The 15,184-nt window shown below is 71.3% G+C and carries 17 protein-coding genes; 13 read left to right on the top strand and 4 right to left on the bottom strand.

The genetic code is table 11. The annotated features are described in order from the left end of the window. Positions 1-17: 17 nt before the first annotated feature. Positions 18-1,235, bottom strand: a complete 1,218-nt coding sequence (locus tag H4696_RS20515; protein ID WP_192782445.1) for an APC family permease — start codon at positions 1,233-1,235, stop codon at positions 18-20. 80 nt (positions 1,236-1,315) lie between these two features. Here H4696_RS20515 and H4696_RS20510 point away from each other — a divergent pair, with 80 nt between their 5' ends. The 13 genes from H4696_RS20510 (at position 1,316) to H4696_RS20450 (ending at position 11,987) form a co-directional block, all read left to right on the top strand. Next, positions 1,316-2,092 (top strand): GntR family transcriptional regulator, encoded by a 777-nt coding sequence (locus H4696_RS20510; protein WP_086860342.1) that lies wholly within the window; start codon positions 1,316-1,318, stop codon positions 2,090-2,092. A 59-nt stretch (positions 2,093-2,151) separates the two neighbouring features. Further along, entirely contained in the window at positions 2,152-2,532 is a 381-nt protein-coding gene (locus tag H4696_RS20505; RefSeq protein ID WP_086860344.1) for a DoxX family protein, read from the top strand. Positions 2,533-2,637: 105 nt separating this feature from the next. Continuing rightward, positions 2,638-3,756 (top strand): TIGR03364 family FAD-dependent oxidoreductase, encoded by a 1,119-nt coding sequence (locus H4696_RS20500; protein WP_192782444.1) that lies wholly within the window; start codon positions 2,638-2,640, stop codon positions 3,754-3,756. Then, a complete protein-coding gene (locus tag H4696_RS20495) occupies positions 3,753-4,415 on the top strand; it encodes a phosphonatase-like hydrolase (protein WP_276328962.1) in 663 nt (220 codons plus the stop codon). Before H4696_RS20500 ends, H4696_RS20495 begins: the two co-directional genes overlap by 4 nt. Continuing rightward, positions 4,412-5,422 (top strand): 2-aminoethylphosphonate ABC transporter substrate-binding protein, encoded by a 1,011-nt coding sequence (locus H4696_RS20490; protein WP_086865251.1) that lies wholly within the window; start codon positions 4,412-4,414, stop codon positions 5,420-5,422. Before H4696_RS20495 ends, H4696_RS20490 begins: the two co-directional genes overlap by 4 nt. Continuing rightward, on the top strand, positions 5,419-6,468 hold the full coding sequence (locus H4696_RS20485) for an ABC transporter ATP-binding protein (protein ID WP_086865250.1): 1,050 nt from the start codon (positions 5,419-5,421) through the stop codon (positions 6,466-6,468). Before H4696_RS20490 ends, H4696_RS20485 begins: the two co-directional genes overlap by 4 nt. After that, positions 6,465-7,298 carry a 2-aminoethylphosphonate ABC transporter permease subunit gene (locus H4696_RS20480; RefSeq protein WP_086865249.1) on the top strand — a complete coding sequence of 278 codons (834 nt, stop codon included), beginning with the start codon at positions 6,465-6,467 and terminating at the stop codon, positions 7,296-7,298. Before H4696_RS20485 ends, H4696_RS20480 begins: the two co-directional genes overlap by 4 nt. Next, the gene (locus H4696_RS20475) at positions 7,276-8,073 is read left to right on the top strand and encodes an ABC transporter permease (RefSeq protein WP_086865248.1); all 798 of its coding nucleotides are present in this window, start codon (positions 7,276-7,278) and stop codon (positions 8,071-8,073) included. The genes H4696_RS20480 and H4696_RS20475 overlap by 23 nt, the downstream gene beginning before the upstream one ends. 36 nt (positions 8,074-8,109) lie before the next feature. Continuing rightward, complete coding sequence (locus H4696_RS20470; RefSeq protein ID WP_192782443.1) at positions 8,110-8,604, top strand: hypothetical protein; 495 nt, start codon at positions 8,110-8,112, stop codon at positions 8,602-8,604. Between the two features lie 194 nt (positions 8,605-8,798). Then, positions 8,799-9,296: a hypothetical protein gene (locus tag H4696_RS20465; RefSeq protein ID WP_192783050.1), complete on the top strand. Its 498-nt coding sequence runs from the start codon at positions 8,799-8,801 to the stop codon at positions 9,294-9,296. 23 nt (positions 9,297-9,319) lie between these two features. Further along, positions 9,320-9,757 (top strand): SRPBCC family protein, encoded by a 438-nt coding sequence (locus H4696_RS20460; protein WP_086864620.1) that lies wholly within the window; start codon positions 9,320-9,322, stop codon positions 9,755-9,757. 66 nt (positions 9,758-9,823) lie between these two features. Next, positions 9,824-11,221: a DHA2 family efflux MFS transporter permease subunit gene (locus tag H4696_RS20455; RefSeq protein WP_192782442.1), complete on the top strand. Its 1,398-nt coding sequence runs from the start codon at positions 9,824-9,826 to the stop codon at positions 11,219-11,221. Between the two features lie 100 nt (positions 11,222-11,321). Next, positions 11,322-11,987, top strand: a complete 666-nt coding sequence (locus H4696_RS20450; protein WP_086865613.1) for an RlpA-like double-psi beta-barrel domain-containing protein — start codon at positions 11,322-11,324, stop codon at positions 11,985-11,987. 70 nt (positions 11,988-12,057) lie between these two features. On the opposite strand, the gene H4696_RS20445 is transcribed toward H4696_RS20450, so the two are convergent. From H4696_RS20445 to H4696_RS20435, 3 genes are all read right to left on the bottom strand, one after another. After that, a complete protein-coding gene (locus tag H4696_RS20445; protein WP_086864085.1) occupies positions 12,058-12,912 on the bottom strand; it encodes an IS3 family transposase in 855 nt (284 codons plus the stop codon). Beyond that, entirely contained in the window at positions 12,909-13,376 is a 468-nt protein-coding gene (locus H4696_RS50240; protein WP_225955749.1) for a transposase, read from the bottom strand. Before H4696_RS50240 ends, H4696_RS20445 begins: the two co-directional genes overlap by 4 nt. 106 nt (positions 13,377-13,482) lie before the next feature. Next, entirely contained in the window at positions 13,483-15,135 is a 1,653-nt protein-coding gene (locus H4696_RS20435; RefSeq protein ID WP_192782441.1) for a FumA C-terminus/TtdB family hydratase beta subunit, read from the bottom strand. Positions 15,136-15,184 lie beyond the last annotated feature (49 nt).

Raw genomic sequence — 15,184 nt, 5'->3', positions numbered from 1 at the left:
GGCGGTTGGGTGATTTCTCACCGCCGGATCCGGCGGACGCCGTAGGCCGCCGCGCCCAGCGCCAGCGCGCCGCAGCCGGCCAGCACGGAGGGCAGCGGCAGGCTGAACGCCAGCACCACGCACCCGGCCAGACCCGGGACCGCCGCGATCCGGGCCGCCCCGCGGAGGGTGAACGCGGCGGCGTTGGCGATCGCGTAGTACGTCAGGACCGCGAAGGACGAAAAGCCGATCGCCGCGCGCAGGTCGATCGACGCGGCGAGCACGGCCACGACCACCCCGACGGCGAGTTCGGCCCGGTGCGGCACCTGGTAGCGGGGGTGCACGGCGGCGAGGAACCGGGGGAGGTGGCCGTCGCGGCTCATCGCGAGCGTCGTGCGCGAAACGCCGAGGATGAGCGCGAGCAGTGAGCCGAGCGCGGCGATGGCGGCGCCGGCCCGGACGACCGGGGCGAGCCACCCCGGGACGGCCGCGGCGATCGGGTCCGGGCTCGCGGCCAGCGCGGTCGGGCCGAGCCGGACGAGCAGGAGCACCGCCAGCGCCGCGTAGACGACGAGCGTGATGCCGAGGGCGAGCGGGATGGCGCGGGGGATGGTCCGGGCCGGGTCACGGACTTCCTCGCCGAGCGTCGCCAGCCGCGCGTACCCGGCGAAGGCGAAGAAGAGCAGCCCGGCCGCTTCGAGCACGCCGCCGCCCCCGGGCCACGCGAAGAGCGGCCCGCCCGCCGACGGCCCGGTGGCCATCGCCACGCCCGCGGCGGTGAGCACGAGCAGGGTGCAGGACACGATCACCCGGGTCGCCAGCGCGGACCGGTGCACGCCGAAGTAGTTGACGGCGGTGAGCGCGGCGACCACCGCGACGGCGAGCAGGCTCCGCCACGGCTGCCCGAGCCCGGGCGCGGCATACGCGACGACGGTCAGCGTCATCGCGGCGCAGCTGGCCGTCTTCCCGGTGACGAATCCCCATCCGGCGAGGTATCCCCAGAATTCACCGAGCCTTTCCCGGCCGTAAACGTAAGTGCCGCCGGATTCGGGATGAATCGCGGCGAGCCGCGCCGAAGACGTCGCATTGCAGTAGGCGACGACGGCCGCGACGACGAGCGCGAGCAGCAGCCCGCTGCCCGCGGCGCGCGCCGCCGGGGCGAACGCGGCGAACACCCCGGCACCGATCATCGAGCCGAGGCCCAGGAAAACGGCGTCGGGCAGGCCGAGCCGGCGAGCGAGCGGGGTCGGACGCATCCGGGTGATCCTCCTTGTTCGCACCGTGTTGCGCGCCACAGCGAACCACGGTGCCGGGGGAACCGAATAGGGTCGATTCCGTGCCTGCCCCTTCACGCCATTCCCGCCTGTCCGCCGACGGTCCCGTCCTCGACGGGATTCCCGAGCACGGCCGCGTCCCGCGTTACTACGCGGTGAAGGTCGAACTGCTGGCGGTGATCGCGGAACTCGGCGAAGGCGCGGTACTGCCCACGGAACGGGAATTGTGCGAACGGTTCGAAGTGTCGAGGGCGACCGTACGGCAGGCGGTGAGCGAGCTGGTGCTGGAGGGCAGGCTCAGCCGGCGCCAGGGGAGCGGCACCTACGTCGCCGGCCCGAAGCTCGTCCAGCCGCTGGCTCTGGTCAGCTACACCGAAGGACTGCGGCGCCAGGGCATCCGGCCGGGCCGCACGGTGATCACGCTCGAACGTCGGCTCGCGGGCAGCGCCCTGGCCGCCGACCTGCAGGTGACGTCGGACGCGGAGGTGTTCCACCTCGAGCGGGTGCTGCTGGCCGACGAGGAGCGCGTCGGCCTGGAGTCGACATATCTCCTCGTCGAGCGGTTCCCGGACCTGCTGGACGTCTTCGACCCGGAGCAGTCGCTGTACGCGTGCCTGAGCGAGCGGCTCGGGGTCGTGTTCGACGGCGCCGAGGAGCGGGTCGAGACGGTGCTGGCGACCCCGCGGGAAGCGCTGCTGATCGGGACCAACCCGGCCCTGCCGATGCTGCTCATGCACCGCGTTTCGTGGGGCCCGGACGGCGTGCCGTTCGAGCGCGTGCGGTCGCTGTACCGCGGTGACCGGCTGAGCTTCACGACTCGCCTGAGCCGCGCGGACTGACTGTCACGTTCCGCCCGGCCGCCTCGTTCCTCCCGCACCGAACCGAACGGGAGGACGTCATGAACACCGCACTGTGGATCGGCCAGGTGCTGCTGGCCGCGATCTTCGCCTTGTCGGGCGTGTTGAAGTCGACCATGTCGCGGCAGCGGATGCTCGAGACCGGCCAGACCGGCGCGGCCGCCTACCCACTGCCGGTGGTCCGGTTCACCGCGATCTGCGAGTTGTTCGCGGTGGTGGGGCTGATCCTGCCGGTGCTGCTCGGCATCGCGCCGGCGCTGACCGGGTGGGCCGCGGCCGGGCTGGCCGTGGTGATGCTGGGCGCCATGGCGATGCACGGCAGGCTGGCGATCGTGCAGCACAAGCCGGCCGAATGGCGGAACGTCGGCGTGAACGCCCTGATCCTCGCGGTCTGCCTCTTCGTGGCCATCGGCCGATTGTGAAGATAACGACCAGATAACTCATCCGGTCCAATATTCGAGGGTCCTTCACGCTCCGTTAGCCCTCGGGTCAGCCGTCGTTGGCGCGCGGCAGACAGCGTGTGCGGCGTGCGAATCCTCATCGTGGGCGGCGGCGTGCTCGGCACGCTGCACGCCTGGCAGGCCGTCGAGCGCGGCCACGACGTCGTCCAGCTCGAACGCGAACCCGAGGCCAGGGGCGCCTCCGTGCGCAACTTCGGCCTGGTCTGGGTCGGCGGCCGCGCGTCCGGTGCCGAACTGGAGACCGCGCGGCGGGCCCGGCACCTCTGGGAGCGGATCGGCGAGCGCGTGCCGGGGCTCGGCTTCCGCGCCAACGGCTCGCTGACCGTCGTCCGGACCGAAGCCGAACTCGCCGTCGCCCGTGAGGTCGCCGAAGGGCCCGAAGCCGCCGAGCGCGGGTACCGGCTCCTCGACGCCGCGGAGGCCCGGGCGCTGAACCCGGCGCTCCGCGGCGATTTCCGCGGCGCGCTCTGGTGTGACCGCGACGCCGCCGTCGAGCCGCGGGCCGCCCAGCCCGCGCTGCGGGCCGAGCTGGGGAAGTCCGGCCGCTACACCTGGTGGCCCGGGCGCGAGGTCCGGCACCTGAGCGCCACCGGCGTCGTCGACGACCACGGCGAGCGGCACGACGGCGACGTCGTTCTGTTCTGCACCGGCGCCCGGACCGGCGGCCTGGTGCGCGAGCTGGCCGGCGACCCGCCGGTGCGGCGCGTACGGCTGCAGATGGCCCAGACCGAACCCCTCGGCGAAAGGCTCACCACGAGCGTCGCCGACGGCGACAGCTTCCGCTACTACCCGGCCTACCGCGGTCCCGCGCTCGACGCGCTGGCGGAAACCCAGCCCCAGGCCGACGTCGCCGCCGCCCACCGCATGCAGCTGCTGCTCGTCCAGCGGCTCGACGGCTCGCTCACCATCGGCGACACCCACGAATACGACGAGCCGTTCGCCTTCGACGTCACCGAAGACCCGTATGCGCACCTCGCCGACGTCGCCGCGGCCCTGCTCGGGCGCCCGCTGCCGCCGATCCGCCGCCGCTGGGCCGGGGTGTACGCGCAGACCACCGACTCCGCCCGGATCGTGCACCGCGCGCGCGTCGCGGACAACGCCTTCCTGGTCACCGGGCCGGGCGGGCGCGGCATGACCTGCTCGCCCGCCATCGCCGAAGACACCGCCGAGGAGCTGGACCTGTGACCCCCGAACTCGTCGTGCTCGACATGGCAGGCACGACCGTCGCCGACGACGGCCTCGTCGTGCGGGCCTTCACCGAAGCCATCCGGGCCGTCGGCGTGCCCGACGAGAAGTACCCCGAGATGCTGCAGTACGTCCTCGACACCATGGGCCAGTCGAAGATCACCGTCTTCCGCGCTCTCCTCGGCGGTGAAGACCAAGCGCGGCAAGCGAACGCGGCCTTCGAAGCCGCCTACGGGAAGCTCGTGGGGGAGAGCAAGCCGATCCCCGGCGCCGAAGCCGTCATCCGCGACCTGCGCGAAACCGGCGTCAAGGTCGCTTTCACGACCGGGTTCGCGCCCGTGACCCAGCAGGCCATCCTCGACGCCCTCGGCTGGCGCGACCTCGCCGACCTCGCGCTCGCGCCCGGCGACGGCGTGCGCGGCCGCCCGTTCCCCGACCTCGTCCTCACCGCCGCGCTGCGGCTCGAAGTCACCGACGTGCGGCGGATCGCCGTCGTCGGCGACACCGCCTCGGACGTCCTGTGCGGCCTCCGCTCGGGCGCGTCCGTCGTCGCGGGCGTGCTCACCGGCGCCGGCCGCCGCGAAGACCTCGCCGAAGCCACCCACATCCTCGACTCCGTCTCCGACCTCCCCGCCGTGCTCGAAGGAGAACCCCGATGAAGAAGACCCTGGCCACCCTCCTCGCGGTGGCGCTGACCGCCCTGCTCGCCGCGTGCGGGGGCACCGGCGCCGCGACCGCCGGCGGCGGCAAGACCGTCACCGTGTACACAGTGGACGGACTGGAAGACTGGTACACCGCCCGGTTCGCCGAATTCCGGCAGCAGACCGGAATCACCGTGCAGGCCGTCACCGCCGGCTCCGGCGAGGTCGCTTCGCGCGTGGAGAAGGAAAAGGCCAACACCCAGGCGGACGTCCTCGTCACGCTGCCGCCGTTCATCCAGCGCGTCGCCGGCCTGCTGCAGCCCTACACGCCGCAGGGCGCGGACCAGGTGTCGGACAAGGACCCGCAGGGCCGCTTCGCCGCGATGATGAACAACTACCTCAGCTTCATCCGCAACCCGGCGGCCACGCCGAAGACCTGGGACGACCTCCTCGATCCGAAGCTCAAGGGCAAGGTCCAGTACTCGACGCCCGGCGAGGCCGGCGACGGCACCGCCGTGCTCCTGCAGCTGCAGCACGTCCTCGGCGAGCAGGGCGCGCTCGGCTACCTCGGCAAGCTGGAGGCGAACAACGCCGGGCCGTCGTCCTCCACCGGCAAGCTGCAGCCGAAGGTGGCCAAGGGCGAGCTGCTGGTCGCCAACGGCGACGTCCAGATGAACCTCGCCGAGATCGCCAAGAGCGGCGGCTTCGAGGTGTTCTTCCCCGCCGACGCCCAGGGCAAGCGCTCGACGTTCGCGCTGCCGTACTACGCCGGGCTCGTGGCGAACGCGCCGCACGCGGAAGAAGCGAAGAAGCTCCTCGACTTCCTGTTCTCGCCGGAAGTCCAGGCCAAGGCCGCCGATGCGTACGGCATCCCGGCCCGCGCCGACGTCACCGCGACCGGGCCGAACGCGGCGAAGATCAAGGCCGCGCTCGACGGCGTCGAGATCTGGCACCCGGACTGGACCGCGGTGCTCGGCAAGCTCGACGCCGACCTCGCCGCGTACAAGAAGGCCGTCGGCCGGTGACGCCGTCCGTCGAGTTCCGCGGGGTGTCCGTCCAGTTCGGACGGACGACCGCGCTGGACTCCCTCGACCTCGCGATCGGCCGCGGCGAAACCCTCGCGCTGCTCGGGCCGTCCGGCTCCGGCAAGTCCACGGCGCTCAAGGCGCTCGCCGGGTTCGTGCGGCCCAGCGCTGGCCGGGTGTTCCTCAACGGCGAAGACGTCACGGACCTGCCACCGCACCGGCGCGGCCTCGGGGTCGTCGTCCAGAGCTACGCGCTGTTCCCGCACATGCGCGTCGACGGCAACATCGCGTTCGGGCTCAAGGCCCGGCGATGGCCGCGTGCCGACGTCGCGGCCCGGGTCGCCGAAGTCCTCGGCCTGGTCGGGATGGGCGGCTACGCCCGCCGGTTCCCGCGCGAGCTGTCCGGCGGGCAGCAGCAGCGGGTCGCGCTGGCCAGGGCACTGGCCATCCGCCCCGACGTGCTGCTGCTCGACGAACCACTGTCCGCTTTGGACGCCGCCCTGCGCGAGGACATGATCGCGGAACTGCTGCGGCTGCGCGCCGAACTGCCGGACACCACGCTCGTCTACGTCACCCACGACCAGGGCGAAGCGCTCGCGCTGGCCGACCGGATCGCCGTCATGCGCGACTCGCGGCTGGTCGAAACCGGGCCGTGCGAACAGCTTTACCGCCGCCCGGCCGACGCGTTCACCGCGAGCTTCCTCGGCGCGGCCAACCTCATCCCGGTCGACCTGGTCCGCGCCGGTTCGCCGGCGACCGTCCGGCTCGGCGAGCGCGAGCTGACCGCCGAGCCGACCGGCGCGCTGGGCTCCGGCCCGGTCGCGCTCGGCGTGCGCCCGCACCGCGTCGGGGTCGGCGAGCCGGGCGCGGGCACGCTCCCGGCGCTGGTCAAGGCCGTGCAGTGGCGTGGCACCGGCTACCGCTTGGATCTGGTCCTGGCGACCGGCACGACGATCCGGGCCGAGGTAGGTGAGGCGTTCCCCGTCGGCACGGCGGTCGGGGTGTCCATCCCGGACGGCTGCCCGCTGGTCGGAGCCGGCTCGTGAGTGTTCGGTCGGGTTCCAACCCGACCAAACACTCACGACCGGGTTCGCTGTGGGTGCTGCCGCCGCTGGTGGTCGTCGCGGTGTTCTTCGGCTACCCGCTGGTGCTCGTCGCCGGGCAGTCGCTGACCACGGACGCCGGGTTCGGCTTCGCGGTCTGGGCCGAGGTGCTCGGCTCGGCGGAGTTCCGCGACGCGGCGCTCCAGACGGTGCTGCTCGCGCTGGGCGCCACCGCCGGCTGCGTTGTCCTCGGCACGTTCCTCGCCCTGGTCATCGCGTTCGTCCCGTTCCCCGGCGCGCGGACGCTGTCGCGGCTGGTCGACACGGTGCTCGCGTTCCCGTCGTTCCTCATCGCGCTGGCGTTCACGTTCCTCTACGGCAGCGCGGGCGTGTTCGGCGCGGGCGGGTTCCTGTACTCGCCGTGGGGCGTGCTGCTGGCCGAGGTCACGTTCTACACGCCGTTCGTGATGCGGCCGGCGCTGGCGGCGTTCGGGCAGATCCCCGGCGTCCACCTGGACGTCGCGGCGTCGCTCGGCGCGCGGCCGGGCCGGGTGCTGTGGCGGGTGGTGCTGCCCGCGGCGCTGCCGTCGCTGGCCTCCGGCGCCTGCCTGACGCTGCTGCTCGCGCTCAACGAGTTCGGCATCGTGCTGTTCCTCGGCGCGAAGGGCGTCACGACGTTGCCGATGCTGGTGTACGGCAAGGGGATCGTCACCTTCGACTTCCCGGCGGCGAGCGTCGTCGCGCTGGTCGACGTCGTGCTTTCGCTGCTGTTGTACGGGAGTTACCGGGTTCTCGCGGGAAGGGGTCGCGGTGCTGCTGTGGACGCGGCGTAGCAAGGTGCTGCTGTGTCTGGTGTTCGGCGTGGTGTTCGCGGTCGTCGTCGCGGCCCCGCTGGTGATGATCGTGCTCGCGTCGTTCGCCGGGCACTGGACGGGCGTGCTGCCGGGCGGGTTCACCCTCGGCCACTATTCGGCGGCGCTGGCGGGGGAGACGTTCGCGAGCCTGTCGGTGAGCATCCAGACCGGCGTCATCGCGGGCGCGGCGGCGGTCCTGCTCGGCACGTGGGCGGCGCTGGCCGCGGAGACCGCGCCGCGGCGGCTGCGGCGGCTCGCCGGCACGGTGTTCCACCTGCCGATCGCGGTGCCGTCGGTGGTGCTGGGGCTGGCGCTGCTGGTGGCGTTCAGCCGGCCGCCGCTGGCGTTCAACGGCACCCGCTGGATCGTGCTGCTCGGGCACCTGCTGATCGTGCTGCCGTTCGCCTTCAGCACGGTGTCGGCAGCGCTCACCCGCGTCGACCCGCAGCTCGCGCAGGCGGCGGCGTCACTCGGGGCCTCCCCCGTCCGGGTGTTGCTGCGCGTGCGCGTACCGGTGCTGCTCCCGGCGATGACGGCGTCGGCGAGCCTCGCGCTGGCGATGTCGATGGGCGAGCTGGGCGCGACGATGATGCTGTACCCGCCGGACTGGCGCACGCTCCCGGCGAGCGTCTTCGCCCTGACCGACCGCGGCCAGGTGTTCCTCGCCTCGGCGGCGACGGTCCTGCTGCTCGCGGTCACCCTCGCGGGGGTGGTGGTGCTGAGCCTGGCCCGCGGCCGGGCGGCGCACCGGTAGGTGCAACCCTTTCGGCGTCCGGTCCGTCTGGCAGGTATGCGCACACTGCTGGGTACGGTCCTGCTGCTCCTGACGCTGACCGCGTGCGGGGCTCGTTCGGACTCCGGGGCGGCGCCGGGCAGCACCGGCGTGGAGACGCCCACGACGTCGTCTTCGTCCTCGCTGCCGGGTTCGCCGCCGGTGGCCCCGCCCCCGTCCCAGACGGTCGGCCGCCCCACCCAGGGCATCGCCCCGGGCGACGACGTGATCGCGGAGTCCCAGGTCGACGCGCGTTCCCTGCCCGAGGGCTACCCGCGCAGCCTGACCCGCAGCGTCGACGGCAAGACGATCATCCTCCAGGCCGAGGAGGGCGGCTGCCGCCGCGTCTCGGCCCGGGTCGGTGACCAGACGCCGCAGCAGGTGGTGGTGCTGATCGCCGTCAGCGCGGGGAAGAAGGGCCAGATGTGCCCGGACTACATCCGCGAGATCACGATCCCGCTGGCACTGGCCGAGCCGCTCGGCACGCGCACGGTGGTGCTCCGCCAGGGCTGACCCCGCCCCGGACGCTGGGAGGGCGGCCCCGGGATGCTCGGGACCGCCCTCCCAGACCATGACCAGAAAGCGGCACTTTCACGTGAAAGTGCCGCTTTCGCTGTCCGCTTTCGCCGAGCCGGACCGGAGCGATCTTCCGTGCAACCCCGCGCGGCACCCGTTCCGTCTTCGGGGGCATGAGGTACTTAGCGAAGGTGGTCGGGACAGGCGCGTTCCTGCTGATGGCGACGGCCTGCGCCGGCCAGGACCTGCCAACCAGCCAGCCCGCTGCCGGGGGTGACTCCGCCGCGCCGACCGGGAGCGTTTCGACGTCGCCGAGCGAATCGGTGCTGCCGGGGACGCCGTCGGCGAACCCGCCGGGGAAGCCGCGGCTCACCGTGCCCGAAGGCAGTACGCCGGTGCCGCCCGCCAAGATCGACGCGACCGCGCTGCCCAGCGGCTTCCCGCACGAGGTGTGGACGGCCAACGGCGGCACCGTCCTCAACATCCGCGCCCAGGAGGGTGGCTGCGGCCACGCCCTCGGCGAGGCGACCGAGCAGGCGGGCGACCACGTCGTCGTCAACCTGAGCGAAACCAAGGCGCAGACCGGCCAGATGTGCACGATGGACATCCGCTACCCGGTGATCTCGGTCGCGCTGGCCGCGCCGCTGGACCAGCGCACGGTGGTGCTGAAGACCACGCCGCCGAAGTGATCACCCTGGCCTAGGCTCGGGTGATGGGAAGCCGCCAGGTCTCACGCACCGCGATCGTCGCCACGACCCCGGAGAAGATCTTCGGGCTACTGGCCGATCCGAGCCAGCACCCGCTCATCGACGGATCCGGCACGGTCCGGGCCGCCCAGCCGGGCGGTCCGGACCGGCTCTCGCTCGGTGCCACGTTCGGCATGGACATGAAGCTGGGCCCGTCCTACAAGATCCTCAACACCGTGGTCGAGTTCGAAGAGGACCGCCTGATCGCCTGGCGCCACTTCAACGGCCACCGCTGGCGCTGGCGCCTCGAACCCCTCGACGACGGCCGCACCGAGGTCACCGAGACGTTCGACTGGTCGACGGCGAAGTTCCCGCTGGCCATCACGCTCAGCCCGTTCCCGCGCAAGAACGCCCAGGGCATCGAGAAGACCCTCGCCCGCCTCACGGAGCTGTTCCCGGCCTGACGAAGACCGCACCCAATTAGTTGTACAGTGCTTAATATTGTTCGTGCAACTAATTGCGAGGGTGCGGTGCCCCAGTCCGTCCGGCCCCGGGTCGTCCTGGCCGTCTGCTGCATGAGCCTGTTCATCGTCGGGCTCGACAACACGATCGTGAACCTCGCCCTGCCCTCGATCCGCCACGAGCTGGGCGCGTCCGTCGCGAGTCTGCAGTGGACGATCGACGCGTACACGCTCGTCCTGGCCAGCCTGCTCATGCTCTCCGGCTCGACCGCCGACCGGATCGGGCGGCGCCGGACGTTCCAGACCGGCCTCGCGCTGTTCAGCCTCGGCTCGCTGCTGTGCGGCGTCGCGCCCAACGTCGGGACGCTGATCGCCTTCCGCGCGCTCCAGGCCATCGGCGGGTCGATGCTCAACCCGGTCGCGCTGTCCATCGTCACCAACGTCTTCACCGAACCCCGCGAGCGCGCCCGCGCGATCGGCGTGTGGGCCGGGGTGGTCGGGCTGAGCATGGCGGTCGGGCCGGTGGTCGGCGGCGCGCTCGTCGGCTGGGCCGGCTGGCGCTCGATCTTCTGGATCAACGTCCCGGTCGGCGTCGCCGCGATCGTCCTGACGGCGCTGTTCGTCCCCGAGTCCCGCTCGCCGCACCCGCGCCGCCTCGACCCGGTCGGGCAGGTGCTGGTGATCGTGCTGCTGGCCTCGCTCACCTACGCGATCATCGAAGGCCGCGGCGCGGGCTGGACGTCGCCGGAGATCATCGGCTGCTTCGCCGTGGCCGCGCTCGCGCTCGCCCTTCTGCTGCCGTACGAGCGGCGGCGCGTGGATCCCTTGCTGGAACTGAGGTTCTTCCGAAGCGTCCCGTTCTCCGGCGCGACGCTCACCGCCGTCACCGGCTTCGCGGCGCTGTCCGGGTTCCTGTTCCTCAACACGCTGTACCTGCAGGACACCCGCGGCTTTTCCGCGCTGCACGCGGGATTGCTGACGCTGCCGATGGCCGCGGTGACGGCGGTGTGCGCGCCGCTGTCGGGCCGGGTGGTGGCCGCCCGCGGGCCGCGGTTACCGCTGCTGGTCGCCGGCGCCGGGATCGCCGCCTCCGGTGTCGTGCTCGCCGGGATCGGCCCGGCGACGCCGATTCCGGTGCTGGTGCTGGGGTACGTGTGCTTCGGCGCCGGCTTCGGCATGCTCAACGCGCCGATCACCAACGCCGCGGTGTCCGGGATGCCGCGGGAACGCGCGGGTCTCGCGGCGGCGGTGGCGTCCACCAGCCGCCAGGTCGGCGCGTCCCTGGGCGTCGCGGTGATCGGCGCGGTCGTCGCCGCGGCCTCGCCCGCGGCGGACCGGGTGGCGTGGGTGATCGTCACCGCCTGCGGGGTGCTGGTGTTCGCGCTGGGCGTGGTCACCACCGGGCGCTGGGCGCTGGCCACGGCGGCGCGCGTCAATGGTTCGGACCACGGCGTCCCGGTCGGCTGAACTCCGCCGTCGAAGCTGTCGAAAATTTCGCGGAAGCGGTGAACCGCCTCCGTGATCGAGCCGTGTCCCGGGGTGAGGTGGTGATCAGAGAGGAGGGCGCATGCCCCGGTTGAGTAGTGGTCGGCACCGCAAGCAGGCGACCATCGGGCTGGCCGCGTTGCTGGGGGTTTCCGGCATCACCGCGACCGCGATCGCGCTGAGCAGCCCGGCGGGCAACGCGGCCGAAGCTCCCAAGGAGAACTGCGCGGGACTCGACACCGCACTGCGGAACAATCTGAACTTCATCGCGGGCCAGCAGGCGAACCCGGACGCGCAGTCGGCCGCGCGGATCGCCAACCGCCAGGCGGTGGTGGACCTGATCCAGCAACGGCGGCAGGTCGCGGAGTGCACCGCGAACGTCGTGGCGGACAACGGCCAAGCCGCCCAGGCCCCGGCGGCGCAAGCACCGGCCCAGCAAGCGCTGGCGCAGCAACAGGACCAGCAACAGGGTCAGTCCGGAGTGGACACCGGTGCCGTCGGCGACGTCGTGTGCCCGGGGTCGACCGTGACGCTCTCGGGCGAAGGCGGCTCACCGGCCGCGTCGAGCAACCAGTTCCCGGCGGGGACGAAGCTGAAGGTGACGAACCTGGACAACTCGAAGTCCACCACGGTGGAAGTCACGTCGGTGTCGGGTAGCTGCACGCTGCTGAACAACGCGGCCTTCGAACAGGTTCGGGAGCCCGGAAAGTTCCTCATCCGGCGCGCGCGGATCGAGCGCGTCGGCTGAGGGAGCAGGGAAGAAAGGGGGCACCGGCGGCGGTGAACTGACCCCTGGAAGTTGGACTGGCTAGGTAAAGCTAGGGCTTGAGGGCCTGGGCTCGGTATTCGGCCGGGCTCAGGCCTTCAAGCGTGGTCGAGATGCGGATCGTGTTGTACCAGTCGATGTACTCGTCCAGCTCGGCGGTGAACTCCTCGACGGTGTCGAAGCTGTTGTGGTGGAACAGTTCTTCCTTCAAATGACCGAAGAAGTTCTCGGCCATGGAGTTGTCCAGGCAGTTCGCTCGCCGGGACATCGACTGGGCCAGGCCCGCGTCCTCGATCAACCTCCGCCAGGAGACGTGCTGGTACTGGAACCCCTGGTCGGAGTGCACCAACGGCCTGGCGGCGCCGTCGAGGGTCGCGATCGCCGCGCGCAGCGACGAGTTCGTCAGTTCCAAACTCGGGGACGGGCCATGGCTGTAGGCGATCACGGATCGGTCGAACAAGTCGATCACCGGGGACAAGTAGACCTTGCGGTCGCCGATACGGAACTCGGTCACGTCGGTGACCCATTTCGTGTCCGGAGCCGCCGCGGTGAACTGGCGATCCAGCACGTTGGCCGCGACCGTGCCGATCTGCCCGAGCCAGGACCGATAGCGGCGCGGCCGCCGGACCTGGCAGAACAGGCCCAGCATGTTCATCAGCTTCAACACCGTCTTCTTAGCTACCCGCCAGCCCCCGCGGCGCAGCATCGCGTGCACACGCCGATGCCCGTAGCGGCCGCGGGCGGCCTCGAACTGCTCGGTGACCGCCGCCTTCAGCTCGACCTGCGGGTCGGGCCGGGTCAGCCGGGCCTGGTGGTAGAAGAACGTCGAGCGTGCCAGCCCGGCGGCCGCCAGCAGCACCGCCAGCGGATACTCGGCCTTGAGGGTGGCGATGACCTGGGTTTTCACCCTCGCCCCTGCTCCTTCAAGGCCCGCAATTTTTCCAGCAACGCCACCTTCGCCGACAACTCCAGGTTCTCCTGCCGCAGGCGATCCAGCTCGCTGAGCCCGGCTGGGTCAACCGGCTTGCCCGGCCGGCCTTTCGGCTTGGGCCGCAACGCGTCCTCGCCCTCACGCCGGTACACCCTGACCCAGTTTTCCAGCAGCTTCGGCGACGACAGATCATGCTCACGCGCCAGCTCCATCGCCGACGCCTCACCATCGACGAACCGGCGCACGACCTCACGCTTGAACTCGAAGGTGAACGACCGCTTACCCGGCTCCCTCATCAGCGCTCCCGCGCTCCGCAACCTCCAACGATCACGCAAGCGTCGCACCGCCATCGGCGACACGCCCAACCGGGTCGCGACCACCTTCGCGCCATACCCGGCCTCGAACAACGCAACAGCGGACTCCCGCTGCTGCTCAGACAACGAACTTCCTGGATACACCAAACCGCTCCCCGGAAAGTCGGAACTGGATTCCCAGTCCAACTTCCGGGGAGCGGTTCAGCGGGCCGGTGTCCCCTTCCCTTGCGTCCTAGCGGAAGCTGATCTGCAGCACCGGGTCGCCGGTGCTGGCGAAGAAGTCGTTGCCCTTGTCGTCGATGACGATGAACGCCGGGAAGTCCTCGACCTCGATCTTCCACACGGCTTCCATGCCGAGCTCGGCGTACTCCAGGACGTCGACCTTCTTGATGCAGTCCTGCGCGAGCCGGGCGGCCGGGCCGCCGATCGAGCCGAGGTAGAACCCGCCGTGCGCCTGGCACGCCGACGTCACCTGCTTCGACCGGTTTCCCTTGGCCAGCATGACGAGCGAGCCGCCGGCCGCCTGGAACTGCTCGACGTAGGAGTCCATCCGCCCGGCCGTGGTCGGCCCGAACGAGCCGGACGCGTAGCCCTCCGGCGTCTTCGCCGGGCCGGCGTAGTAGACCGGGTGGTTCTTCAGGTAGTCCGGCATCCCCTCGCCGGCGTCGAGCCGCTCGGCGATCTTGGCGTGCGCGATGTCGCGCGCGACGACCAGCGGCCCGGTGAGCGACAGCCGCGTCTTGACCGGCAGCTGCGAAAGCTGCGCGCGGATCTCGGCCATCGGCCGGTTGAGATCGACGCTCACGACGTCGTCGGAGAGGTCCTCTTCGGTGATCTCGGGGAGGAACTGCGCCGGGTCGCGCTCGAGCTGTTCGATGAACACGCCGTCGGCGGTGATCTTGGCCTTGGCCTGCCGGTCGGCGGAGCAGCTCACGGCGATGCCGACGGGGCACGAGGCGCCGTGGCGGGGGAGCCGGATGACGCGGACGTCGTGGCAGAAGTACTTGCCGCCGAACTGCGCGCCGATGCCGAACTGCCGGGTCATCTCCAGGACCTGCTGCTCCAGGCTCGGGTCGCGGAAGGCGTGCCCCAGTTCGGACCCTTCGGTCGGCAGGTTGTCGAGGTAGCGCGCGGAGGCGAGCTTCGCGACCTTGAGGTTGAACTCGGCCGACATCCCGCCGACGACGATCGCGAGGTGGTACGGCGGGCAGGCCGCGGTGCCGAGGCTGCGCAGCTTCTCGTCGAGGAACCGGGCGAGCCGCTTCGGGTTCAGGACGGCCTTGGTTTCCTGGTACAGGAACGTCTTGTTGGCGCTGCCGCCGCCCTTGGCCATGAAGAGGAACTCGTAAGTGGGGTCCCCCTCCTTGTGGTAGAGCTCGATCTGCGCGGGGAGGTTGGTGCCCGTGTTGCGCTCGTCCCAGAAGTTCACCGGCGCCATCTGCGAGTAGCGCAGGTTGAGCTGCTGGTAGGCGTCGAAGATGCCCTGCGAGAGCGCGCGCTCGTCGTCCCCGCCGGTCAGGACGCCCTCACCGCGCTTGCCGACGACGATGGCGGTCCCGGTGTCCTGGCACATGGGCAGCACGCCGCCGGCCGAGATGGCGGCGTTGCGCAGCAGGTCCATGGCGACGAACCGGTCGTTGCCGGAGGCCTCGGGGTCGTCGACGATGGCCCGCAGCTGCTTCAGGTGTGACGTGCGCAATAGGTGCTGGATGTCGGTGATGGCGGTGCGCGCGAGGGTGGTGAGCGCTTCCGGCTCGATCTTCAGGAAGGTGCGCCCGGCGGCTTCGACGGTTTCGACGCCCTGGTCGGTGACCAGCCGGTATTCGGTGGTGGTGTCCTTGCCCAGCGGGAGGACTTCGGTGTGCTGAAACGTGGTGGACGGCACTGCCAGGCTCCTTTGCCAGCTCCGGGATCCGGTCAGCTTATGCGGCGGG

Source organism: Amycolatopsis lexingtonensis (assembly GCF_014873755.1).
GTDB classification, from domain to species: domain Bacteria; phylum Actinomycetota; class Actinomycetes; order Mycobacteriales; family Pseudonocardiaceae; genus Amycolatopsis; species Amycolatopsis lexingtonensis.
The sequence above is the reverse complement of the archived record's forward strand: the minus strand, read 5'-3'. Positions and strand labels throughout refer to the sequence as shown.

Excerpts from the sequence above, each read along its gene's own strand:
- H4696_RS20490 (WP_086865251.1), top strand. The coding sequence starts at position 4,412 with ATGAAGAAGACCCTGGCCACCCTCCTCGCGGTGGCGCTGACCGCCCTG.
- H4696_RS20450 (WP_086865613.1), top strand. The coding sequence starts at position 11,322 with ATGCCCCGGTTGAGTAGTGGTCGGCACCGCAAGCAGGCGACCATCGGG.
- H4696_RS20515 (WP_192782445.1), bottom strand. The coding sequence starts at position 1,235 with ATGCGTCCGACCCCGCTCGCTCGCCGGCTCGGCCTGCCCGACGCCGTT.
- H4696_RS20470 (WP_192782443.1), top strand. The coding sequence starts at position 8,110 with ATGCGCACACTGCTGGGTACGGTCCTGCTGCTCCTGACGCTGACCGCG.
- H4696_RS20505 (WP_086860344.1), top strand. The coding sequence starts at position 2,152 with ATGAACACCGCACTGTGGATCGGCCAGGTGCTGCTGGCCGCGATCTTC.
- H4696_RS20460 (WP_086864620.1), top strand. The coding sequence starts at position 9,320 with ATGGGAAGCCGCCAGGTCTCACGCACCGCGATCGTCGCCACGACCCCG.